We start from the raw sequence: 22,655 nt of genomic DNA, 5'->3' as shown, positions 1-22,655 counted from the left end.
GTTGCCTTCAAATTTTGATTTATTGCACGGATACTGAAATGACTTTAATCCCCCCAAAGAAAACCCACCTCAAGCAACTTGAGGCGGAATCCATCCATATCATCCGCGAAGTGGCCGCCGAGTTTGATAACCCGGTGATGCTGTATTCCATCGGTAAAGACTCTGCCGTGATGCTGCATCTGGCCATGAAGGCTTTTGCGCCGGGTAAGCCGCCGTTTCCGCTGATGCACGTGGATACTACCTGGAAGTTCCGGGAGATGATCAAGTTCCGGGATGAACTGACACAGCGGCTGGGGCTGAAGCTGATTGTGCACACTAACCAGGAAGGCGTTGCCCAGGGCGTTGGGCCGTTTACCCATGGCAGTGCCAAGCACACCGATGTGATGAAAACCCAGGCTTTGAAGCAGGCATTGGACCATTACGGCTTTGATGCCGCTTTCGGCGGTGCTCGCCGGGACGAGGAAAAGTCCCGGGCCAAGGAGCGTGTTTATTCCTTCCGGGACAAGTTCCACCGCTGGGATCCGAAAAACCAGCGCCCGGAGTTGTGGAATCTTTATAACGGCAAGGTGAACAAGGGCGAGAGCATTCGTGTGTTCCCCCTGTCCAACTGGACGGAGCTGGATATCTGGCAATACATCTACCTGGAAAACATCGACATTGTGCCGCTGTATTACGCTGCGGAGCGCCCGGTGGTGGAGCGCGACGGCACTCTGATTATGGTGGATGACGATCGCATGCCGCTGGAGCCGGGTGAAAAGCCGATGATGAAGAAGGTGCGGTTCCGTACGCTGGGGTGTTATCCGTTGACCGGGGCGGTTGAGTCTGAGGCAGCGACCTTGCCGGAGATTATTCAGGAGATGTTGTTGACCAAGACCTCCGAAAGGCAGGGGCGGGTGATTGATCACGATTCCGCTGCGTCCATGGAACAAAAGAAACGGGAAGGGTATTTCTAATGTCTCACGCCTCTGAATTAATTGAATCCGATATCCTCGCGTACCTGGACCAGCATGAGAACAAGGACCTGCTGCGTTTTCTGACCTGTGGCAGTGTCGACGACGGCAAATCCACGCTGATTGGCCGCCTGCTGTTTGATTCCAAGCTGATTTTTGAAGACCACCTGGCTACTCTGCACAAAGACAGCGAGCGCCAGGGTAATGCCGGCGAGTCGCTGGACCTGGCCTTGCTGGTGGATGGCCTGGCTTCCGAGCGGGAGCAGGGTATTACCATTGATGTGGCCTACCGGTATTTCTCCACCGACAAACGCAAGTTCATCATTGCCGATTGCCCGGGCCATGAGCAGTACACCCGCAATATGGCGACTGGAGCCTCTACCTGTGATCTGGCGGTGGTGATGATCGACGCCCGCAAAGGCGTGCTGACCCAGTCCCGCCGGCACAGCTTTATTGTCAGCCTGCTGGGGTTGAAGCATGTGGTGGTGGCGATCAATAAGATGGACCTGGTGGATTTCTCCGAAGAGGTGTTCAACAACATCCGCGAGGAATATCAGAAGCTGGCCACCCAGCTGGGGCTGGAAGATGTTTACTACGTGCCGATCTCTGCATTGAATGGCGATAATGTGGTGAACCGCAGCGAGCAAACGCCCTGGTACCACGGCGAAACCCTGATGAACATTCTGGAGCAGGTGGAGGTTCTGGAAGATCTGAACGTCACTGACCTGCGCTTCCCGGTGCAGTATGTGAATCGCCCGAACCTGGACTTCCGGGGCTATTGCGGCACGCTTGCCAGCGGTGTGGTGCACAAGGGTGATGAAGTGGCTGTGCTGCCCTCTGGGAAGACGTCCCGTGTGAAGAGCATTCACAACTATGAAGGCGAGATCGAGCGGGCCTGGCCGGGGGATGCCATTACGCTGACTCTGGAATACGAGGTGGATATTTCCCGTGGCGATCTTCTGGTGCACGCTAACAGCCAGCCAGCTCTGGGCAACCGCTTTGCAGCTCAAATCGTTTGGATGAACGAGCAGGCACTGAAGCCCGGCCGTGAATACGGCATCAAGATCGGCACACGGGTGACCAACTGTTACGTGAATGAGGTGCTTGAAGAGATTGATGTGAACACGCTGGAGCGTTATGCGGAGACGCAGGGCGGTCTTGAGCTGAATGCCATCGGCCGGTGTGATGTGGAACTGTCCGAGCCTGTGGTCGTGGAGGATTATCAGCGCCATCCTGGTACGGGGAGTTTTATCCTCATTGATAAGCTGACTAACGTGACGGTTGCGGCCGGCATGGTGGAGCGGGCTCTGGACGATTCCGGTAATGCACCGACGCGTGAATACACGGAAGCAGAGCGGAACCTGAACCGGTTTATTCGGGAGAATTATCCCGAGTGGGAATGTAAGGCTGTTTAAAAGTGAGAAAAGTTTTGGCTGAAAATATTGTCTGGCACGATCACAAAATTACCCGTGCCGAGCGTTCCGTGAATAAAAACCAGAAACCCTGCCTGCTGTGGTTTACCGGCCTCAGCGGTTCTGGCAAATCGACGATTGCCAATGCACTGGATGTGGCCCTGCACAAGCGTGGTTATCACACGTTCCTGTTGGATGGTGACAATGTTCGCCATGGGTTGTGCGAGGATCTGGGCTTCTCCGATGAGGACCGGGTGGAGAATATTCGGCGGATTGGTGAGGTGAGCAAGCTGTTCGCCGATGCCGGCCTGATTGTATTGAGTGCTTTCATTTCGCCGTTTACCAGTGATCGGCGTTTGGTAAGGAAGCTTTTCCCGGCGGGCGAGTTTATTGAGGTCTTCATGGACACGCCTCTGGCTACCTGTGAAGAGCGTGATCCAAAGGGGCTCTATCACAAGGCGCGGGCTGGGGAGATAAAGCATTTTACCGGTATTGATTCGCCTTACGAGGCTCCCTCCCATCCGGAGGTTTCTCTGGATACCTCAAGCATGTCGGTAGACGACTGCATCGAGGCCCTGATCACCTATCTGCTTCAGCGCGAGTTGATTACCCGCAAGGATTAATTCCATGGAGTGGCAAGGTGTAGTCACCTTGATAACACTGTTTTCGGTGTTGTCGGCGCTAACGCTTACCCGCGTGTCTGCTGATCTGGTTCTGATGTCGGCTTTGGCGTTCCTGCTGATTACGGGAATCCTCGGGCCGGCAGAGGCGCTGGCGGGATTTGGTAACCCGGGCGTGATTACCATCGCAACACTGTATGTAGTGGCGGCCGGATTGAAAGAAACCGGGGCGGTGCAGTGGATTGCCCGCCTGTTGCTGGGGCATCCCAAAACCGAAAAGGGTGCCCAGTTGCGGATGATCGCGCCCACCGGCATTCTCAGCGGCTTTATGAATAATACGGCCGTGGTTGCTATGTTTATTCCCGCCATTCAGGACTGGGCCCAGCGCCTGGGTATTCCCGCCTCAAAACTTCTGCTGCCCCTGAGCTATGCCGCCATTCTTGGCGGAACCTGTACGCTGATTGGTACCAGTACCAACCTGGTGGTGGATGGCATGCTGCAGAGCCGCCTGGACATCAATCTGGGTTTGTTCGAGTTAGCCTGGGTTGGTATTCCGTTGTTGCTCGTGGGTGGTACCTTCCTTGTGCTGTTTGCCTCCCGGATATTGCCGGACCGCGGTGGTGTCAGTGAAGAACTGGACCAGATACGTGAGTATGGGGTGGAAGTGGAGGTGATTGGGCCGGGGCCTTTGGTGGGCAAAACCATCGCCCAGGCGGGTTTGCGGGCTCTGAGTTATGGCTACCTCACAGAGATTGATCGCGGAGGGCGGCTGATTACCGCTGTTGAGCCGGACCGGACGTTGCAGGCTGGTGACCGGCTCTATTTCGTGGGTGCGCCTGAATGTGCCAGCGAGCTGCGGCGTATTCAGGGCCTTAAACCCGCCAATGGCAGTGTCCATAAGCTGAATATCGAAAATCATCAGCGCTGTCTTGTTGAAGTGGTGCTTGGGCCTGAATTTCCCGCACTGAACAAAACCATTCGGGACAGCCGGTTCCGTACCCGGTTTAATGCGGTGATTCTGTCGTTGTCCCGCGAGGGTAAACGGGTGTCTGGCAAGCTGGGGGATATTACCTTCCGGATGGGGGATACCCTTCTGCTGGAAGCCAGCCACCAGTTTGTTGAGCAGTACCAGTTCCGGCGGGACTTCCTGCTGGTCAGCGCACTGAATGATTCCACACCACCGGATTTCCACAAGGCGCCGCGAGCGCTGGGGATACTGGCGTCGATGGTGCTGGTGAGCGCTTCTGGCCTTTTGCAGATAATGGAGGCGGCCTTTCTGGCTGCAGGGGCGATGATTGTTTCCGGCTGTATTACCGCCAGCCGGGCCCGGCGCAGCGTCGATTTGCCGGTGCTGGTGGTGATTGCGGCGTCTTTTGCCTTGGGTAATGCCATGACAGAAACTGGAGCGGCGATCTGGGTTGCCAACGGATTTCTGGGCTTCGGGGCGCTGACTCCGTGGATGGCGCTGGCGCTGATTTATCTGCTGACTGCCATTTTTACCGAGCTGATAACCAATAACGCTGCCGCCGTGCTGATGTTCCCGATAGCACTGGCGCTTTCCGAGCAGTTGGGGGTAAGTTTCCTGCCGTTCGCGGTTGCGGTAATGTTCGCGGCGTCTGCCTCGTTCGTTACGCCGTTGGGGTATCAGACCAACCTGATGGTGTATGGCCCGGGGCGGTATCAGTTTACTGATTATATGCGGATTGGTTTGCCGTTGAGTTTGCTGGTGGGGAGTGTTGCTGTGGGGTTGATTCCGTTGGTTTGGGGGTTTTGAGTCGGCATTTGGTAAACTCCTCCGCCGTAATCAAGCTTTTCAGATGCAATCTTCACCCGATTATTGGTGCCGGAGCAGCCCAGTAGGATTAGCAAGCGTAACCCGACAATCCGCTTAAATTCTTGCCCCCGCCCCCAGTCATTTAACAATAATTAACCAAAATCGTTGATCCGATTTACAATGAACGGCGGGTCGCGGCTTGCCTGTAAGCTGCGATGCCGTAGAATTGCGCCTCATTATTGAACAAACTATACGCTACCTGGCTGGGATGCCGTTGGGAACGCTTCTCCTGTTTTCGTCGTCTGTATAGCCAAGCGTATTGAGCCCCAACGCACTGAATCCTGGTAGGTGGGGCGGTAGCGTGCCTGAACGAAAAATCAACCAGCAAATAACAGGTTCTAGTGAATGGACAACACACCCGAAAGACGCCCGACCTACGACGACGAGATCAGCCTTGTCGACCTGGCCACCACCTTTATCCGGCGCCGGCGCGTTTTTTACGTGGTTTTTCTCGCGACAACATTAGCTGGGCTCGCCTATGCATTATTGCTGGTGCCGGAAAAGTACGAATACGTAAGCCTTTATCAGATGGCCGAAGTGGGTTCAGGCAAAACAGTTGAAGCCCCAGCGACAACCATCGCAACGCTGCAAAACCGTTGGTTCCCTGAAATTCATGCCACCCACCGCCAGAAAGAAGACGCAAAGCTACCGTTTGAGATCAGTTTTTCCAACCCGAAAGACACTGGCCTGATACGGATGGCCTCTGAAGCATCACCGGAAAACGCTGCGCTGGTGGAGGAAACCCACGAAAAGCTGATCGACCAGATAAAAGAACGCCAGCAAGCGCTGCTGACCCGCGAAAAGCAGAGCCTGGAGAGCCGCATCGACGCCATAGACCGGGCATTAGAATCATTGCAGGGAGGTCAAGATACCGGTTCTGCTATTGCGGAAGCCTATGAAAAGCGGGTTGAGCTGGAAGGCAAATTGGAAGGGCTGAGCCCGGGGGAATCGCTGGTGGTCAGCCGGAAAAGTGCCGAGCGCAAGGGCGCCAGCAAGAGCCTGATTGTTATTTTGGCGGCGGTTCTTGGTGGAATGATGGGAGTGTTTCTTGCGTTTTTCTCTGAATTTATTGTGCTGGTCAGGGAGCAGCTTGGGGAAGGTGTTGGAGAGTAATGAATAAGACCAAGAGGCCAAAATTGGTGATAGCCCAACAAACCTACAAGGTCGGATAGAAAGCGAAATTCGACAACCAGGCCAGCACATTCCGCCGAAACTAAAAAACGACCTAACCATGAAGCTCCTGATAACTGGCGGCGCCGGCTTCATAGGCTCCGCAGTGATCCGCCACATCATCCGAAACACCCAGGATGAAGTCGTCAACCTCGACAAACTCACCTATGCAGGCAATCTCGAAAGCCTTGCCGAAGTGAGCGAAAGCGAGCGTTACGCCTTCGAACAGGTAGACATCTGCAACCGCGCCGAAGTTGACCGCGTACTGGCCCAACACCAGCCAGACGCCGTCATGCACCTGGCCGCCGAAAGCCACGTAGACCGCTCCATAGAAAGCCCCGCAGCCTTCATCGAAACCAACATAGTAGGCACCTGCTCCCTACTGGAGGCCGCCAGAGCCTACTGGAATACTCTGAAATCACCACGAAAAGACGCATTTCGCTTCCACCACATAAGCACAGACGAAGTCTACGGCGACCTTGAAGGATCGAGCGATTTCTTCACCGAGGTCACCCCCTACGCCCCAAGCAGCCCCTACAGCGCCAGCAAAGCCAGTTCAGACCACCTCGTTCGCGCCTGGCACCGAACCTACGGTCTGCCAGTCCTGATAACCAACTGCTCAAATAACTACGGCCCCTACCACTTCCCGGAAAAGCTAATTCCTTTAGTAATCCTCAACGCCCTGGAAGGCAAGCCACTACCCATTTATGGGCAAGGTGAGCAGATCCGCGACTGGCTTTATGTAGAAGACCACGCCCGCGCCCTCTATAAAGTGGTGACCGAGGGCAAACCCGGCGAAACCTACAATATCGGCGGCCATAACGAAAAACAGAACATCGAGGTAGTGCTCACCCTCTGCGACATCCTCCAGGAACTGCGCCCACAGAAATCACATTACCGAGGCCTGATCACCTATGTAATGGAGCGCCCCGGCCACGACATGCGCTACGCTGTAGACGCCAGCAAAATCGAGAAAGAACTGCGCTGGGTACCGGAAGAAACGTTCGAAACCGGCATACGAAAAACCGTGCAGTGGTATCTCAACAACCTCGAATGGTGTCAGCATGTACAGGATGGTAGCTACCAACGCGAGCGATTGGGAGAAAGTACATGAACATTTTATTGCTCGGCATAACCGGCCAAGTAGGCTTCGAGCTCCACCGCACCCTTTCTCCTCTGGGCACCATCACCGCCCCGGGCAGGGACGAGTTGAACCTGTTGAACGAACAAGCAGTCACTAACTACCTGGCCGTCAAAAAACCAGACTTGATTGTAAACGGCGCCGCCTGGACCGCCGTAGACGCCGCCGAAGTACACCAATCCGAAGCGTGGCGCCTCAATGCAGGCCTTCCCGAACAGCTTGCGGCCTACACAAAAGCCAATAACGCACGCCTGGTCCACTACAGCAGCGATTATGTCTACCCTGGCACCGGCGAAACGCCATGGCAGGAAACAAACCCTACGGGACCGGTAAGCCACTACGGTAAAACCAAGCTCAATGGGGATCGAGCTATTGAAAAAAGTGGCGCAGATTATCTTATTTTTCGGTCCAGCTGGGTTTACAGTGCCCGCGGCAACAACTTCATGAAAACCATGTTGCGACTGGCCGAAAGCAAAACCGAACTCAACATCGTGGCAGACCAGATCGGCGCGCCAACACCCGCCAGGCTTATCGCGCAGATAACTACCCTGGCAATCCACAGCAAACTTGAAACAGGTCTATACCACTTGGCCCCAGAAGGTGAAACCAGCTGGCATGGCTTCGCAAAAGAAATCTTTGGCCTGGCCGGTAAGAACACAAAAACATATCCCATCCCAACTAGTGACTACCCAACACCAGCCAAACGGCCGCTGAACTCAAGGGTGGATATGAGTAAACTCAAAAACGCCCTGAACGTAGAGCTCCCGCACTGGCAAAGTCAGCTCGCGCTGACTCTGCGCGAATACCTGGAGACGTAAATGAAAGGGATTATCCTAGCCGGCGGCTCCGGCACCCGTCTGTACCCCATCACCAGAGGCATATCAAAGCAGCTTCTCCCGGTGTATGACAAGCCCATGATCTATTACCCCCTGTCCGTCCTCATGCTGGCAGGAATTAGGGATGTTCTCGTCATAACTACCCCCGACGATCAGGATGGGTTCAAGCGCCTTCTTGGCGGTGGCGGTCAATGGGGTGTCAACTTGACCTATGCAGCACAACCCAGTCCGGATGGCCTTGCCCAAGCTTTCATTATTGGTGAAGAGTTCATAGGCGCCGACAGCGTCTGCCTGGTACTGGGTGATAATATTTATTATGGACAGGGCTTAAGTAAACTCCTGCAAACCGCAGCCGCCCGTGACAAGGGGGCTACCATATTTGGCTATCAGGTTACTGACCCCGAACGCTTCGGAGTGGTGGAATTCGATGATAATCACCGGGCGATTACCATCGAAGAAAAACCTGCCATTCCTAAATCCGATTACGCAGTAACCGGCCTTTACTTCTACGACAACGACGTGGTTGAACTCGCCAAACAGGTCAAGCCTTCGGACAGAGGGGAGCTGGAAATCACCAGTGTCAACCAAGCCTATCTGGAGAGGGGAGATCTGAACGTCGAATTGCTGGGCCGAGGCTTCGCCTGGCTGGACACCGGAACCTTCGATTCGCTACACGAAGCCAGCGGCTTTATAGAAACACTGGAAAAACGTCAGGGCCTGAAAATTGCCTGCCTTGAAGAAGTTGCCTATCGGATGGGTTTTATCGACGAAGAGCAGCTACTGGCGGAGGCAGAAAACCTCCAAAAGAACAGTTACGGAGCGTACTTGAAAAAACTTGTCAAAACCAGATAAGCAAATTCTATGAAAATTATCGAAACCAGAATTCCAGACGTAAAACTCATCGAGCCCGATGTGTTCGGCGATGAACGTGGTTTTTTCATGGAAACTTGGAATGAAAAGGCGTTCCGCTAGGCGGGCATTTACGCCACCTTCGTTCAGGACAATCATAGCCGCTCGGTGAAAAATACCTTGCGCGGACTTCATTACCAGATCAAACAGCCTCAGGGGAAGTTGGTGCGGGTAACACGCGGTGAAGTGCTCGACGTAGCAGTAGATCTGCGCACAAATTCAGCTATCTTTGGCCAGTGGATAGGGGAATATTTGTCTGAAGACAATAACCGCATGCTTTGGGTGCCACCAGGATTTGCCCATGGTTTTCTGGTGACAAGTGAAACGGCGGATTTTCAGTACAAGTGCACCGACTTTTATGCGCCAGAGTACGAGCGTTCGATTCTTTGGTCTGATGAGAGTATAGAGATAAGTTGGGGGCTGAAGGATGCAGAAAAACCATTGATTTCTAAAAAAGATAGTCAAGGGAGTTGTTTTGAGGATGCCCAGACAGAATTAAAGCTCTACTATTGATTGATACCCCGAAAAAGCACTTGAACTTTACCCCAAGCGACAAATGACTACCACCCATGAATATTCTGGACAGTTTTGTTTGAGCCTTAAAAGGAAATTAATAAAAAGTTTCATGGGTGTTGGGGCGATGAAATTAGTTTCAATCCCTGTAGGACTGGTGACGAGCATAATTTTGGCTCGAGTACTAGGGCCTGAAGAGTTTGGGCGCTACGCATTTATCATGGCACTGATTCCGCTTTTGGCGATTCCTGTCAGCGGAGGTATGCCGCAGCTTTTAACGCGAGAAGTGGCGGTATTCGTTCAATCAGGCAATTGGTCACTCTACAAGGGCGCGCTCAGAGCCGCCCACGGTTGGGTGCTGGTTTTTTCAGCTATGATCCTGGGAATATTCTGGATAGTTGGAGTTGGTTTTGAGTTGGTGCCGAAGGACGGTAAATGGGTTTTAGTTCCAATCGCAGTCCTAATGCTACCGTTCCTCGGTCTCGGAGCTGTTCGAAACGGTGCTATCAAAGGCTTAGGTATGCCTGCATATGCAGAAATACCCCAACAGTTTATTCAGCCAATTATAATGTTAGCATGCTTTGCAACTGCAGCTTGGTTCGGGCTCTTGGATACAAGAACAGCAATTTGGGGACAGGTTAGTGGTTCGATTATTGTATTCTTTATTGCCAGCTGGATGTTTCAAAGAGTGCACCCGGCTCAAGCAAATGAATTGAAACCGGATTATAGATGGGCCGATTGGTGGCGATCACTCGTACCTTTTAGTTTATTGGCGCTGGTGAGCACTTTTAATGCACAAATTGGCATCATTTTTCTCGGTGTATTAAGTTCTGACGAACAGGTTTCCGCTATGCGAATTGCCGAGCGTGGTGGTCAGTTTGTGATATTGTCATTGACGTTGGTTAATATGATCATTGCGCCTTATATCGTTCGGGCTCACCGTGAGAATGATAAAATAAAACTACAGAAATTGGCACGGAAATGCGCGCAAGGAAGTTTTTTACTATCACTGCCTGTGGCCTTGGCACTGGTGTTAGGTGGAGAAGAATTGGTTGGATTGGCTTTTGGGGAGGACTATGCAACGATTTCCTACTATCCAGTTGTACTTATTTCATTGAGTCAATTATTGAATGTCTTCTTCGGGTCTGTCGGGCATCTTCTGTCAATGAGCGGTAATGAGAGGTACACATTATTTGGTCAAGTGATGGCTGTTCTCGTGAATGTTTTGCTGTGTATCGTGCTAATTCCTAACTTCGGCGCTGTGGGAGCAGCTATAGCTGTCTCAATAAGTATCGTAGTTTGGAACCTTGTTTTGGCGTATTTCGTTGTAAAAAAACTAGATATACGTCCGACAGCACTTTAGTGGATTTTGGAGGTGTTACGTGCCCATTTTTTCAAAAGACGAAATGAACATTTTATTCATACATATTCCGAAATCCGCAGGTTCCAGTATAGAGCGGATTGGTTCAGATTTTGGATGGAGGGAAAGCTTTTCAGTAAGGGGTGAATCTTTGCAAAATCTTGAGCATTACAAGGCTACTCTTCAGCATCTGCACGCAGAACCTTTAGAGTCTTTGCTGAACCCAGATAAGTTTGATGCGATATTTACAATAGTAAGAAATCCTTTTTCTCGATTAAAGTCTGAATATTATTGGCAAAGATCTCAAAGAATAACTGATCTTAGCGTTACTGAGTGGATTAATGACACTTTTGAGAGATATTCAAAAAATCACTACCTCTATGATAATCATATCCGTCCACAAACTGAATTTCTGTTAGATAATGAACGCATGAAGGTTTTTAAATTAGAAGATAATGGAATAGATAAAGCAAAGAAATTGTTCATAGATCTTTCATATATTCGAGGTCAAAGTAACTTTGTAAAGAGGAAATTTTTTTCGAGATTATTGCCGGAGCGACAAGAAAAGCGTTCTGTTAAAGATCGCGATATAGAGACGGAATTTAATAAGCACTATAATGAAGTCGTTGATTTTTACAAAGAAGACTTCTCGTTTTTTTCATATGATATATGAAAATAAATATTTTTTAATTGCCTTATGTTCATAATATGAAAATATCCATAGCAATGGCCACCTACAACGGTGCCCGATACCTTCAAGCCCAGCTTGACAGCTTCATAAGCCAAACCAGGCAACCAGATGAACTTATTATCACAGACGATTGCTCAATCGACGAAACGGAGGCTATCGTCAATGAGTTCGCTAAAACCTCGCCGTTCACTGTGGAGTTTTACCGCAACAAAAAGAACCTCGGTTATTGCGGCAACTTCAATGCAGCATTAATGAAAACCACTGGAAATCTGGTGTTCCTGTGTGACCAGGACGATGTTTGGTTTCCAGAAAAAATTGAACACATGGTTGACATCGCTGAGAGTAATCCCCGAGCGTTGGTGGTGATGAATGATGCAGCGCTTACGGACGGGGAGCTAAATGAGGTAGGGCTAACAAAAATTGGACAGATCCGTAATGCCGGTCTGCCACTTGATAGGTTTGTTATGGGTTGTTGCTGCGCAATTCGGCGAGAGCTTCTTGATTTCTGTCTACCCATCCCCGAGGGTTTCCGCGCCCATGACAGTTGGCTGGTAAAAATTGCGGATGGACTGGATGCAAAATTAGTGGATGAAAAGGTTCTCCAGTATTATCGCCGCCATGAGTCCAATGAGTCGCAGTTTATTGCCAACAGAACAACGAGAGTCTCGCGAACAAGTGCTTTTCTGCATTCATCCAAAAAAATCTTCGATCCTGATACACCGCTTATAGAACAACGGGATATCAGGCAAGCCAAAATATTTGAAGCTGGTATTAAAAATATAGGAATCGATGCGCCCTACGCTTATCAACCCGGGTTAGATAAGCTGTTGGAGGTAACAAAAAACCGGACGGCATGGATGGAAAGACGTTTTGAGATGCGACGGATGTCAATGGTTCCCAGGTACATATCGGTGATTCGATATTTTATCGATGGGGGCTACGGCACTACTGGTGGCTTAAAGGCATTTTTCAGGGATCTTGCGGGGTGAGCAGAGAAATATTAGAGTTTGGGGCAAGATAACAACAAGACCACTGAAGAATCACAACACAAAGACCTTCCCGAAAAATTGTTAGATTAATATGTCAAAAATAACATTAATTAGCCCTTCATTTTCTGGTGGAGGTGCGGAACGCGTAATGGTTACACTAGCGAATACTTTTCTTGATCTTGGGCATTTGGTCGACTTTATTGTGCTCCGTGATACCGGGCCCTACAGAGAAATGCTATCAAATCGCGCACGTAAAATCGTCTTATACCCGGTATCTTCTAAAGGGCGCATCAAAGGTGTAATTAAATCGTTTTTCTTCATGGTACGGTATCTTCGTAGGAATCAAGATCGTGCCATTATGTCGACTGTTCGTGAACTTAATCTGTTTTGTGTTGGAGCAAACTTCCTTAATCTGGGGCGGGGTAAACTCTTTATTCGAGAAGCCGCTACTCTTGACCGTTTCTTCGATAAACCTAGCCCGAGTGATCGGTTGATCTTCATCCTTATGAAGATTTTTTACAATAGAGCGGAAGGCATTATTGCCAATTCGGAAGAAACAAAAAAAGACTTGGTAGAATATCTGGGTCTTTCACCATCCAAAATTAAGACTATCTACAATCCGCTGGATCTTAAATCCATTCGTGCTGAGGCCGAAAATTCGAAGAAAACTGAGCATCCATCTTTAGTGGCTTGCGGAAGGCTCGTTCCCATGAAAAATTTTGAGGATGCGATACGCGCTGTAGTGAAGGTTCGGGAGAAGTACCCGAATGTAATTCTGAAAATTATTGGGGATGGCCCGCACTACGATACCTTGGCGCGTATGATTAGAGAGCTCCAGCTTGAGGGTACCGTTGAGCTCACTGGTTTTCTTACTGCACCTTTTTCAGAATTCGCCTGTGCGCACGTCTTCGTTCAGACTTCACTCTGGGAAGGATTTGGATATGTGATGCCGGAGGCAATGGCGTGTGGTACACCAGTGGTGTGTTTCGACAGTAAAGGCGCTATGCGGGAAATTCTCGATAAGGGTCGTTTCGGTTCGCTTGTCCCAACTGGCGATATTACCGCTTTAGCCAATGAGATTATGCGGCAACTGGAAACTCCTCATCCTTCTTATTTGCTGAGTGAGGCTGTAGGGCGTTTCGATTCTAAAGGGATTGCTCTTCAATATTTAGATGCTTTAGACGTCGAGGAATAGCCATTCGCAACATAAACCAAAAACCGCGTTAATTCAGGCAGTTCTGTTTCGTTTCTTTGACAATGCTGAGCTACACCATGAGTTCATTCAATAATTTTCTAAAATCTGTTTATTTAGCCCTACCTTTAACTCTGCGAGAGCAAATACGTTTTCGCTTTAACACGGGTTACTTTCCAAGGCACCGATGCCCAGTGACTTTTAACGAGAAAACATTACATAGGAAGCTCAATTGGTCGAACCCACTGTTCTCAAAATGCGCTGACAAAATTGGGGCAAAAATTTACGTTGCTGGCAGGCACCCGGATTTAGTTGTACTGAGAAATTTAGCCGAAGGTGAGCAGCTTAGTCTCGATATTTTGAGGAGAACTATTGCGGAGCACGGAGAGGTAGTATTGAAGACTAACCACGATTCTGGCGCGCCCTTTTTTGTGAATAGCACTTGGAGTGATGAGCAACTGAGGAGTGTTTGTGCGGCTGTAAATTCTCGACTCAAATCCAAGTTCGGCCAGCTGCAATGCGAGAATTGGTACAGCGATATAACTCCTAAATACCTGATTGAGAGTAAGATTGAAACTGGTCCAGGCGTTCAATTATGTGATTATAAGTTCCATGTTTTTAGTCACGGTGTGGATCAGGATCCAACGATCATTCTTCATGTAGATTTTGACAGGTTTACCAATCACACTCGGTCTTTTTTTGACTCTGAGCTTAATTGGCTACCGTTTTCAGTACGCTATCCTGCAATCTATACACAGGTACCCCGTCCCCTCCACTTTGATCGTATGCTAGATATTGCTAAAGATCTTGCATCACCCTTCTCATATGCGCGAGTGGATCTTTACAATGTGGAAGGAGCGATCTTTTTCGGTGAGATAACGTTTGCAAATGAATCTGGAAGGGGGCGGTTTTCTGATAAGGCATATGATGAGTGGCTCGGCAACCTGTGGACAGAAAATCCCTGCCTATGATTCCTTATACTGGCGTTCTGCTGTTGCTCATGTCAGCCTATCTTTACAGCAGGGCGCATTATGTGGTGGCTCCGAACCTCCTCGTCGGCTATACCCTGCTTTGCCTGACGGCGCTACTAGGGTTAAGGTTTGGCGTCGGCTCCGATTACTATAGCTACAAAGAAATTTTTTATAGTACCGATACATTGTCGGATTTTAATTGGTTTATTTACAAAGCTGGAGAGAACACTCCGATTGAGTCTGGTTACGCAGCTCTCGCGTTCCTGGTTCGGGAGTTGACTGATTCATATGCGGTGTTCGTCTTTTTGTGGGCTGTTCTCAGTGTTTCTCTTAAGATTTATGTTTTTTCTAAAACGTCTCCCATATTTATTCTGTCTTTTCTCATCTATTTCGCGGAGGAGTGGTTTTGGAAAGATCACAGTGGAGCTAGATCCGGCATGGCGGCAACATTTGTGCTGCTAAGCATGCTCTATATTCAGAAGGGTTCTTTTAGGAAGTTCTGTCTGTGTATTTTCGCGGGCGTACTATTCCATGTATCCGCAGCTATAGCTCTGCCATTCTATCTGATTCGCTATTTCCCAAATATTAAGATTATGCCAGTTGTGCTGGTAGTTGCTATTGCGGTGTCACTAACTGGCGGAGTCGGCCTGATGATTGTTGAGTTGGCGGGCCTTGCTGGCGTGCCCGATTCGTCTCGCCTCATAAAATATGCTTTGAGGGAAGACGTTGGCGGAATACGAATTCTTGGTGGCACTTACATTCTCCATATTCTACTTTCCTGCATTTTTCTTTTTTTCTATCGTCCTTTAACGAGTGCCTGGCCACTTAACAAATCTCTAATTCCACTTTATGTTTACGGTACGGCGTTGTTTTTTCTGGTGCTTGATTATGGGATCGTTGCTGGGCGCATTCGGGAACTATTAACAGTGCCGGCTATCACGATTCTCTTACCCAGTTTCATTCCAGCCTTAAAACAAAAGGAACAGGTTGTCGGTGTCTTCGCCGTGTTTGGATATGCGATCCTTTGGTTCTATCTAAAAACCCGGGAGCGGGTTTCCTATTCATCGATTCTAACAGCGACTTTGTAACATGCCTCCAACTATTGTTGTCTACGTAGTAAGCACACTGCAGCGCACTGGGCCGACCACCCAGCTGTTGAATCTAGTAAAGAACCTAGACTTAACTCGATATAAACCTCAGATCGTGACGTTATCACCGGAACCTAAAGACTCGTTGAAAGATCAATTCCTTTCCCATGGGGTGGATGTGAAAGTCCTTGATTTGTCTCGAATGCAGGGGGCTTTTCGCGCGAATAAATATGTGAGAGATGTTATTCGACAAACGGGAGCACAACTGGTTCATACTCAAGGTATCCGGGCGGATGCGATGGTATCAAGTTCGGCTTATAGACACATCTCGCGCATTGCAACGCTTAGAAATTATCCACAGCTTGATTACCCGCTAACGTATGGGAGATCGCTTGGAAAATTAATGTCTTTCGTTCATACCCGTTGCCTAAAAAGGCTTGATCTTACTGTTGGTGTCTCAAGGCCAGTCACGGAGAACCTTCGCAAATTGGTTCCACATGTGACCGTTACAACAGTTATGAACGGGGTGGATACAGATGTTTTTGAACCCGTAAACGAATTTGAAAAACAACAAATTCGCAACCATTTAGGTTTCTCGTCTAGCGCGACGATATGGCTTGTGTCTGGCCATCTCTCCCAGCGTAAAGATCCGATTACTTTGATTGAAGGCTTTAAAAATGCGTTCGGTGATGATTGTTCACAGCTTCTGATTCTAATTGGTGCTGGCCCACTCGAAGATGCTGCCAGAAGCCTTACTCAAGGTTGCGGTAATATTCGTATTGAGGGTCGGGTATCGGATGTTAGGAGCTATCTACAAGCTAGTGATTTCTATGTTTCTGCCTCAATGGGAGAGGGGCTTCCCAATGCCGCGCTTGAAGCCATGGCTTGTGGTCTTCCTGTCCTTATTTCAGATATTGAACCCCACCATCAGTTACTTGAAATGAAGCCAGGCATTGGAGTGAGCTTTGAGACAGGCAATGCCGTTAGCCTCAAAAAGGGGTTTCGCACCATGATGGATTGCGACATTCAGGTCATGAGGCAGTCCGCCATTGAGTTAACAAAAAATGAACTGAGTGCTCGTGCCATGGCAGTCAATTATCAGAATCTTTACGACGAACTAATGACACTGGGGGCGGGGGCTTAGCAATTATGCCGTGTTCCGTCCTGCTTCCTGTCTACTCAGGCGATGATTCAGGTTTGCTGAACGAGGCGCTGAAAAGCCTTGCCCAGCAGACGATGATGCCTGCCGAAGTGATTCTCGTAAATGATGGCCCCCTCACCGATCTTCAGGAGAAAATGATTCACTACCATGAGTGCCAGCTTCCGATTCGGCGGTGCGGAAACGACTCCAATCAAGGGCTAGCTTCAGCTTTGAATCTTGGGCTTAAACACTGCAGTTATAAATACGTGGTCCGGATGGATGCGGACGATATGTGTGCTCCCAATCGCATCGAACGCCAATTGGAGTTCATGTATGCCAATCCGGAAATTGACATCGCTGGCTCCTTTGCGCGTGAGGTAAACCGTAATGGTGAGCTTGGTGCGACGCGAAGAGTGCCATTGGAACATGCTGCAATTATATCAATGCTTTGGACATGTCCACTGCTTCATCCTACGGTCATATTTCGTAAGCAGCTTATTGAATCGTTGGGTGGATACGACAATTCGTTACGGCGCCGCCAAGACTATGAACTTTGGTTTCGTTGCGCCCGCCACGGTGCAACCTTTGCGAATATCCCGCAGGTCTTGTTGTACTATCGATTCGATTGGAGCATGTTACGAAAACAGACGCCTCGATTAGCTTTTCAGCAGGGTAGAGTTGGTTATCGAGGTGCAAGTGCACTGGGATTGGCGTACTGGAAGCGTGTGGCGTGTTTCGCGCCGTTCTTAAGGTCAATGTTGCCCGGCCGCTTCGAGCATTGGGCTTACCAGCTTATGCGACGCTTCGGCCCCCGCTCCTGATTGGTTAGTGAGCCCATCATATGGTGATACGCAATAAAATACTGATTACCGGGGCAACTGGTTTCGTCGGTAACCGTCTTGTTCAGTGTTTAAGTGAGGAGAAACTCTGGCCAATTGTCGCATTGACACGGAACTTCATCCCGGTTCCTTTCGCTTCACAGACAGTTACTGTGCCTGAACTTTCTTCCAGTGCTTTAAATTCAACACTTGATCTGGGAAAAGTGGACGTTATCGTACACCTCGCTGCGCGCGTTCATGTAATGAACGATGATGCTGTGGATCCTCTATGGGAATTCCGACGCACCAATGTTGAGGGAACATGCGCACTCGCAGAGCAAGCTGCCCGTTCGGGTGTTAAACGTTTCGTATTTCTCAGTTCCATTAAGGTGAATGGTGAGTTCACGAAACCTGGAGTACCTTTTACCGCTAAAGATGCACTTGCCCCTAGCGATCCCTATGGACAGTCCAAGGCAGATGCCGAGGAAGCTTTGTTTGCTATTGCTCGGAAGACGAGGATGGAGATTGTGATAATTCGTCCACCTTTAGTCTATGGACCCGGAGTGAAAGGCAATTTTAATAACATGGCGAAACTGGTTAAAAAAGGCTTTCCCCTGCCTTTAGGCGCTATACATAATAAACGGTCTTTGATATCGCTGGATAACCTGGTTGATTTGATCATCACCTGTATTGATCACCCGGCTGCAGCCAATCAGGTTTTTCTCGCAGCGGATGGGGAGGATTTGTCCACATCTGACCTGTTATGTCGCGTCGCTGCTGCGATGGGTAAGCCTTCTCGCTTGATACCTTTCCCTGCTGGCTTGTTGCAGTTCGGGGCTCTGCTGCTTGGGAAAAGAGCTACTGCACAGCGGTTGCTGGGTTCATTGCAGGTGGATATATCCAAAGCCCGTAACCTGCTTGGCTGGCAGCCGCCATTGAGTGTGGAAGAAGGGCTGAAACGCTGCTTTCCCGAATAATAAGGATTTCTTGTGATTCGTTTGTTGGATTTGATGTTTGCCTTGTTCGGGCTGGTGTTCGGTTTGCCTGTATTGCTGTTGTTGGTGGTGATCGGTCTATTTGATACGGGCTCTCCAGTTTTTTTTCAGCAACGGGTAGGGCGTAACAAAAGGCCGTTCACGTTGGTGAAGTTTCGCACCATGAAAAGAGACACTGCTTCGGTTGCCAGCCACCTGGCTAGCGCCGGTTCGATTACAAAATTCGGCCACTTCCTCCGCCGCACCAAACTGGATGAACTTCCTCAGCTCTGGAACGTGTTAAAAGGAGAGATGAGCCTTGTTGGCCCTCGTCCATGTTTATTCAACCAGGAAGAGCTGATTGCCGAACGGGACTCTAGGGGCGTGCTTAAGGCCCGCCCCGGTATCACCGGCCTAGCGCAAATTAATGATATTGACATGTCCACGCCATGTCTGCTGGCGGAAACCGATGCTAAGATGTTAGCGAGTCTGAATCTGAAAAACTACTTTCGCTACATTGTTCAAACGGTGCTCGGAAAAGGCGCCGGTGATCGTGTAAAGGACTGATCATGATCAAAACCTTTCTGAATCTGCCAAGGGTGCAGAAGCGCATCATATCCGTGGTCTCCGATATGGTCGTTCTATTTGCTGCTATCTGGGCAGCTTATGCCCTGAGGCTGGAGCAGCAGCTATGGGTGCCCAACCGTGATCAGTTGGTGGTGGCCGCTATCACTGTCGTGTTTACCATTGCGGTGTTTATCCGCCTCGGCTTGTACCGTGCGGTGATTCGGTATCTGGGGGATCGGGCGTTCCTTACCATTATCTATGGGGTTGCGCTTTCCGCCATATCACTGATTGTCTTGGGTTATCTCCTTCAGGTGTTTGTTCCCCGCTCCGTTCCCATCATCTACGGCGCGCTGGCCTTCCTGTTTGTAAGCGGTACCCGCCTCGGCGTTCGCATGATCGTAAACCACCCCAGACAACGGGCAAAAGAGGCGGTGGCCATTGTCGGCGCCGGCGAGACCGGTATGCAGCTTGCCTCGGCGCTGGAGCAGGGCATGGAATACCGCCCAGTGGTGTTTGTCACCTTTGAGCGCGCTAATCACAAATCGCTGATCAACGGTTTGCCGGTGGTGAGTATCAATCATGTTGCCAAGCACCTGCCAAAGTTTCGCGTGCAGCGGATTCTTCTGGCACTGGATGTGGACTCGAAAGTGGACCGTAAACAGCTGTTGAAGCAATTGGAGCCCCTGTCCATCCCGGTGCAGACGGTGCCGTCCATGTCGGAACTGGTGGCGGGGCAGGCGCGAATCAATGATATCCGCGATCTGGAACTGGATGACTTGCTGGGGCGTGATCCGGTACGGCCGGACTCGGCCATCGTGGCCCGTAGCCTTTACAACAAGGCGGTGATGGTGACGGGGGCGGGCGGTTCGATCGGCTCGGAGCTGTGCCGGCAGATTATTCAGCATCGCCCGCGGGTGCTGGTGTTGTTCGAGCAGTCCGAGTTTTCGTTGTATGCCATTGAGCGGGAGCTTCAGGCCATCAACCGTATTGAGGGCCTGGAGGTGCAGATTCACCCGCTGCTGGGCAATGTGGCCCATCGCCGACGCTGTGAGACGGTGATGAAGGGCTTTAAGGTGGAAACCGTTTACCACGCGGCGGCCTACAAGCATGTGCCGCTGGTGGAGCAGAATGTTATTGAGGGTGTTCAGAACAATGTGTTCGGCACCCTGCACGCGGCCGAGGCGGCTATTGCTGCTGGTGTTGAGCGTTTTGTGCTGATTTCCACCGACAAGGCGGTTCGCCCCACCAATGTGATGGGGGCTAGTAAGCGCCTGGCGGAGCTGGTGTTGCAGGGGTTGGCGGAGCGGCAGCGTGGAACCGTGTTTTCCATGGTGCGGTTTGGCAATGTGCTGGGGTCGTCCGGCTCTGTGGTGCCGCTGTTCCGTGACCAGATTCGTGACGGCGGGCCGGTAACGGTTACTCACCAGGACATCATTCGCTATTTCATGACCATTCCCGAGGCCAGCCAGCTTGTGCTGCAGGCCGGCAGTATGGGGCAGGGTGGTGAGGTGTTTGTGCTGGATATGGGCGAGCCGGTGCGCATCGCAGACCTTGCCCGTAAGATGATTCACCTGATGGGGCTGGAGGAGAAAACCGAGGACCAGCCGGATGGCGATATTGAGGTGGTTTTCACTGGCCTGCGCCCAGGCGAGAAGCTGTTTGAGGAGTTGCTGATTGGTGATGACCCGCAGGGTACGTCTCACCCACGCATTATGATGGCGCGGGAGGTGTCTTTGTCCTGGGAGCGGGTGGAGGAGTTGCTGGGCCAGTTGCAGCGCGCCAGTCAGGCTTTTGACTGTAGTGCCATTGTCGAGGTGCTGAAGAACGCGAAGACGGGGTATGCGCCGAATAGCGAGCTGGAGGACCTGGTTTGGTGTAACGGGCAGTCGGATGTTGTGGCTGAGGGCCGCCAGGATGACAAGGTGCATCGGTTGTCGGTTTAGGAATCTCGCCCCGGGCGCGCCGGTATCTCTTGAATTAGAGGTTATTTGTGGGGACTAATGATGTTTTTTTGCCACGAAATCCACGAAAGAACACGAAAAAAGGACAAAGATAACGGATTCATTGACTGGGAGATCCGCGAGGAAACGTGAGTGATTTCTGGTTTTACTTTCGTGTTATTTCGTGGATTTAGTGGCTAAAAAAAGTCCTTAAAAATAGGGATGTATAATGCTCAAGGAAAAAGAGCTGTGCTATCGCATTACCGGTTGTGTGTATGAAGTATATCGGCACCTGGGCGCAGGCTTTCTGGAGTCGGTTTATCAGAAAGCACTGATTCGGGAGTTGCAGCAGGTCGGGCTGGCTGTGGCGAGCGAAGTGCCAGTGGTTATTCGCTACAAAGGCGAGCCCATTGCCGAACATCGGTTGGATCTCCTGGTGGAGAACTCGGTTATCATCGAACTCAAAGCCCAGCAAAAGATGCCACTGTCGGCAGAGCCGCAGCTGATCAACTACCTGAAGGCTACCGGGAAAGAGCTTGGGCTGTTGGTTAATTTTTCGTTTCCCAGGGCAGTGGTGAAGCGGGTCGTATTATGAGGGACTTTCCCTGTTATGATGGACCTAAAGTCTTGCCGGTGGAGGGATGTATGTACGCTGTCGAATTTGAAGCTGATATTCGTGATGGTGTAGTCAAGATACCTGAGCAATACGCCCTTTTGAAAAATACCCATGCTCGAATAGTGGTTTTGCTTGAGGGTGAAAGCTCGGATTCAGAGCTCCGTGCACTCTCAAACCATGCAGCGGGGAATGTTGAAGAATGGAAGGATCCAGCAGAGGATGAAGTATGGAAGTAGAGCAGGGAGAGCTCGTGCTATGCGAATTTTATTTTTCTGATCTTGGCGCTAGTAAGCGAAGGCCGGTTGTCGTTTTTCGGGACAACCTTCCATTTGATGATTTTGTTGGCATTCCAGTGAGTAGCAAGGTTAATACGTTGCATGCTGACGAGTTCCTTTTGGAGGCTGCTGATCTGGTCGAGGGGGTGCTTCCTAAGCCTTCCAAAATTATGGTCAGGAAGACATTTGTCATCTCAAAGCATGTAATTATTAAAAAATATGGTGCGCTGGCTCCAGCACGCTTTCAGAAGTTGCATTCGGATTTTTGTCGATACTTCGGGTGCTGTTGAATCATTTGCGAGTACATTGACTTCATCGACATCTACTCAGCCCTGGATGATAATGAAATGGAACAGTACAAAGCGCAGTACCCGCAGGAGGATAAAACCATGGCAAGCCTGAGTGAACGGCTAAGGGCAGAAGGTATGGCCCAGGGCATGGAAAGAGGCATGGAAAAGGGCATGGAGAATGGCGAACGCGCCGTACTAAGCCGGCAGTTACAGCGTCGCTTCGGCTCATTGGACCCACAAACCCGGCACCGGCTTGAAGCGGCTGATCAGAAGCAGTTAGAGCTATGGGCTGAGCGTATACTGGATGCGGATTCGTTGGCGGATGTGTTTCAGGATCATTGACGGTCAGAAGTTAAAG

The 22,655-nt window shown here is 50.3% G+C and carries 23 protein-coding genes and 1 pseudogene; all 24 read left to right on the top strand.

What is annotated here, in order from left to right:
• Positions 1 to 47 precede the first annotated feature (47 nt).
• The 24 genes and pseudogenes from cysD (at position 48) to M8010_RS14085 (ending at position 22,639) form a co-directional block, all read left to right on the top strand.
• Entirely contained in the window at positions 48 to 953 is a 906-nt protein-coding gene (gene cysD, locus M8010_RS14200; protein WP_250092720.1) for a sulfate adenylyltransferase subunit CysD, read from the top strand.
• Positions 953 to 2,365 (top strand): sulfate adenylyltransferase subunit CysN, encoded by a 1,413-nt coding sequence (gene cysN, locus M8010_RS14195; protein ID WP_250092329.1) that lies wholly within the window; start codon positions 953 to 955, stop codon positions 2,363 to 2,365. The genes cysD and cysN overlap by 1 nt, the downstream gene beginning before the upstream one ends.
• Positions 2,366 to 2,379: 14 nt before the next feature.
• A complete protein-coding gene (gene cysC, locus M8010_RS14190; protein WP_250092317.1) occupies positions 2,380 to 2,985 on the top strand; it encodes an adenylyl-sulfate kinase in 606 nt (201 codons plus the stop codon).
• Positions 2,986 to 2,989: 4 nt separating this feature from the next.
• Positions 2,990 to 4,756 (top strand): SLC13 family permease, encoded by a 1,767-nt coding sequence (locus M8010_RS14185; protein WP_250092315.1) that lies wholly within the window; start codon positions 2,990 to 2,992, stop codon positions 4,754 to 4,756.
• Between the two features lie 405 nt (positions 4,757 to 5,161).
• Positions 5,162 to 5,929, top strand: coding sequence for a Wzz/FepE/Etk N-terminal domain-containing protein (locus M8010_RS14180; protein ID WP_250092314.1), 768 nt, complete (start codon positions 5,162 to 5,164; stop codon positions 5,927 to 5,929).
• 118 nt (positions 5,930 to 6,047) lie between these two features.
• On the top strand, positions 6,048 to 7,100 hold the full coding sequence (gene rfbB, locus M8010_RS14175) for a dTDP-glucose 4,6-dehydratase (RefSeq protein WP_250092312.1): 1,053 nt from the start codon (positions 6,048 to 6,050) through the stop codon (positions 7,098 to 7,100).
• A complete protein-coding gene (rfbD, locus tag M8010_RS14170) occupies positions 7,097 to 7,945 on the top strand; it encodes a dTDP-4-dehydrorhamnose reductase (RefSeq protein ID WP_250092311.1) in 849 nt (282 codons plus the stop codon). Before rfbB ends, rfbD begins: the two co-directional genes overlap by 4 nt.
• Complete coding sequence (gene rfbA / locus M8010_RS14165) at positions 7,946 to 8,815, top strand: glucose-1-phosphate thymidylyltransferase RfbA (RefSeq protein ID WP_250092306.1); 870 nt, start codon at positions 7,946 to 7,948, stop codon at positions 8,813 to 8,815.
• A gap of 9 nt (positions 8,816 to 8,824) precedes the next feature.
• A pseudogene (rfbC, locus tag M8010_RS14160) lies at positions 8,825 to 9,385 on the top strand (dTDP-4-dehydrorhamnose 3,5-epimerase).
• Positions 9,386 to 9,428: 43 nt separating this feature from the next.
• Positions 9,429 to 10,748, top strand: a complete 1,320-nt coding sequence (locus M8010_RS14155) for a flippase (RefSeq protein ID WP_250092292.1) — start codon at positions 9,429 to 9,431, stop codon at positions 10,746 to 10,748.
• Positions 10,749 to 10,767: 19 nt separating this feature from the next.
• Complete coding sequence (locus tag M8010_RS14150) at positions 10,768 to 11,418, top strand: sulfotransferase family 2 domain-containing protein (RefSeq protein ID WP_250092290.1); 651 nt, start codon at positions 10,768 to 10,770, stop codon at positions 11,416 to 11,418.
• A 53-nt stretch (positions 11,419 to 11,471) separates the two neighbouring features.
• Positions 11,472 to 12,425, top strand: a complete 954-nt coding sequence (locus M8010_RS14145; protein ID WP_250092288.1) for a glycosyltransferase family 2 protein — start codon at positions 11,472 to 11,474, stop codon at positions 12,423 to 12,425.
• A gap of 91 nt (positions 12,426 to 12,516) precedes the next feature.
• Positions 12,517 to 13,620 (top strand): glycosyltransferase, encoded by a 1,104-nt coding sequence (locus tag M8010_RS14140; protein ID WP_284048120.1) that lies wholly within the window; start codon positions 12,517 to 12,519, stop codon positions 13,618 to 13,620.
• Positions 13,621 to 13,697: 77 nt separating this feature from the next.
• Positions 13,698 to 14,588, top strand: a complete 891-nt coding sequence (locus tag M8010_RS14135) for an ATP-grasp fold amidoligase family protein (RefSeq protein WP_250092284.1) — start codon at positions 13,698 to 13,700, stop codon at positions 14,586 to 14,588.
• The gene (locus M8010_RS14130; RefSeq protein WP_250092282.1) at positions 14,585 to 15,676 is read left to right on the top strand and encodes an EpsG family protein; all 1,092 of its coding nucleotides are present in this window, start codon (positions 14,585 to 14,587) and stop codon (positions 15,674 to 15,676) included. Before M8010_RS14135 ends, M8010_RS14130 begins: the two co-directional genes overlap by 4 nt.
• A gap of 1 nt (position 15,677) precedes the next feature.
• Positions 15,678 to 16,820 carry a glycosyltransferase gene (locus M8010_RS14125; RefSeq protein ID WP_250092281.1) on the top strand — a complete coding sequence of 381 codons (1,143 nt, stop codon included), beginning with the start codon at positions 15,678 to 15,680 and terminating at the stop codon, positions 16,818 to 16,820.
• A 5-nt stretch (positions 16,821 to 16,825) separates the two neighbouring features.
• On the top strand, positions 16,826 to 17,638 hold the full coding sequence (locus tag M8010_RS14120) for a glycosyltransferase (RefSeq protein ID WP_284048119.1): 813 nt from the start codon (positions 16,826 to 16,828) through the stop codon (positions 17,636 to 17,638).
• A gap of 20 nt (positions 17,639 to 17,658) precedes the next feature.
• Positions 17,659 to 18,612 carry a UDP-glucose 4-epimerase family protein gene (locus tag M8010_RS14115; RefSeq protein WP_250092278.1) on the top strand — a complete coding sequence of 318 codons (954 nt, stop codon included), beginning with the start codon at positions 17,659 to 17,661 and terminating at the stop codon, positions 18,610 to 18,612.
• A 12-nt stretch (positions 18,613 to 18,624) separates the two neighbouring features.
• Positions 18,625 to 19,176, top strand: coding sequence for a sugar transferase (locus M8010_RS14110; protein WP_250092275.1), 552 nt, complete (start codon positions 18,625 to 18,627; stop codon positions 19,174 to 19,176).
• Between the two features lie 2 nt (positions 19,177 to 19,178).
• The gene (locus M8010_RS14105; protein ID WP_250092273.1) at positions 19,179 to 21,119 is read left to right on the top strand and encodes a polysaccharide biosynthesis protein; all 1,941 of its coding nucleotides are present in this window, start codon (positions 19,179 to 19,181) and stop codon (positions 21,117 to 21,119) included.
• A gap of 226 nt (positions 21,120 to 21,345) precedes the next feature.
• Entirely contained in the window at positions 21,346 to 21,711 is a 366-nt protein-coding gene (locus tag M8010_RS14100) for a GxxExxY protein (protein WP_250092272.1), read from the top strand.
• Positions 21,712 to 21,761: 50 nt separating this feature from the next.
• Positions 21,762 to 21,968, top strand: a complete 207-nt coding sequence (locus tag M8010_RS14095; RefSeq protein ID WP_250092270.1) for a hypothetical protein — start codon at positions 21,762 to 21,764, stop codon at positions 21,966 to 21,968.
• A complete protein-coding gene (locus M8010_RS14090; RefSeq protein ID WP_250092269.1) occupies positions 21,959 to 22,297 on the top strand; it encodes a type II toxin-antitoxin system PemK/MazF family toxin in 339 nt (112 codons plus the stop codon). The genes M8010_RS14095 and M8010_RS14090 overlap by 10 nt, the downstream gene beginning before the upstream one ends.
• A 57-nt stretch (positions 22,298 to 22,354) precedes the next feature.
• Positions 22,355 to 22,639: a DUF4351 domain-containing protein gene (locus M8010_RS14085; protein ID WP_250092263.1), complete on the top strand. Its 285-nt coding sequence runs from the start codon at positions 22,355 to 22,357 to the stop codon at positions 22,637 to 22,639.
• Positions 22,640 to 22,655 lie beyond the last annotated feature (16 nt).

This window comes from Marinobacter sp. ATCH36, from assembly GCF_023555055.1.
In the GTDB taxonomy this organism is placed as follows: domain Bacteria; phylum Pseudomonadota; class Gammaproteobacteria; order Pseudomonadales; family Oleiphilaceae; genus Marinobacter.
This window is presented reverse-complemented; position numbering and strand designations above follow the sequence as displayed.

Coding starts and splice junctions, on each gene's coding strand:
- M8010_RS14100 (WP_250092272.1), top strand. CDS start 21,346: ATGCTCAAGGAAAAAGAGCTGTGCTATCGCATTACCGGTTGTGTGTAT.
- M8010_RS14090 (WP_250092269.1), top strand. CDS start 21,959: ATGGAAGTAGAGCAGGGAGAGCTCGTGCTATGCGAATTTTATTTTTCT.
- rfbB (WP_250092312.1), top strand. CDS start 6,048: ATGAAGCTCCTGATAACTGGCGGCGCCGGCTTCATAGGCTCCGCAGTG.
- M8010_RS14145 (WP_250092288.1), top strand. CDS start 11,472: ATGGCCACCTACAACGGTGCCCGATACCTTCAAGCCCAGCTTGACAGC.
- M8010_RS14085 (WP_250092263.1), top strand. CDS start 22,355: ATGGAACAGTACAAAGCGCAGTACCCGCAGGAGGATAAAACCATGGCA.
- rfbA (WP_250092306.1), top strand. CDS start 7,946: ATGAAAGGGATTATCCTAGCCGGCGGCTCCGGCACCCGTCTGTACCCC.
- M8010_RS14140 (WP_284048120.1), top strand. CDS start 12,517: ATGTCAAAAATAACATTAATTAGCCCTTCATTTTCTGGTGGAGGTGCG.
- M8010_RS14155 (WP_250092292.1), top strand. CDS start 9,429: ATGACTACCACCCATGAATATTCTGGACAGTTTTGTTTGAGCCTTAAA.
- M8010_RS14180 (WP_250092314.1), top strand. CDS start 5,162: ATGGACAACACACCCGAAAGACGCCCGACCTACGACGACGAGATCAGC.
- rfbD (WP_250092311.1), top strand. CDS start 7,097: ATGAACATTTTATTGCTCGGCATAACCGGCCAAGTAGGCTTCGAGCTC.
- cysN (WP_250092329.1), top strand. CDS start 953: ATGTCTCACGCCTCTGAATTAATTGAATCCGATATCCTCGCGTACCTG.
- M8010_RS14120 (WP_284048119.1), top strand. CDS start 16,826: ATGCCGTGTTCCGTCCTGCTTCCTGTCTACTCAGGCGATGATTCAGGT.
- M8010_RS14115 (WP_250092278.1), top strand. CDS start 17,659: ATGGTGATACGCAATAAAATACTGATTACCGGGGCAACTGGTTTCGTC.
- M8010_RS14130 (WP_250092282.1), top strand. CDS start 14,585: ATGATTCCTTATACTGGCGTTCTGCTGTTGCTCATGTCAGCCTATCTT.
- M8010_RS14135 (WP_250092284.1), top strand. CDS start 13,698: ATGAGTTCATTCAATAATTTTCTAAAATCTGTTTATTTAGCCCTACCT.
- M8010_RS14105 (WP_250092273.1), top strand. CDS start 19,179: ATGATCAAAACCTTTCTGAATCTGCCAAGGGTGCAGAAGCGCATCATA.
- M8010_RS14125 (WP_250092281.1), top strand. CDS start 15,678: ATGCCTCCAACTATTGTTGTCTACGTAGTAAGCACACTGCAGCGCACT.
- M8010_RS14095 (WP_250092270.1), top strand. CDS start 21,762: ATGTACGCTGTCGAATTTGAAGCTGATATTCGTGATGGTGTAGTCAAG.
- M8010_RS14185 (WP_250092315.1), top strand. CDS start 2,990: ATGGAGTGGCAAGGTGTAGTCACCTTGATAACACTGTTTTCGGTGTTG.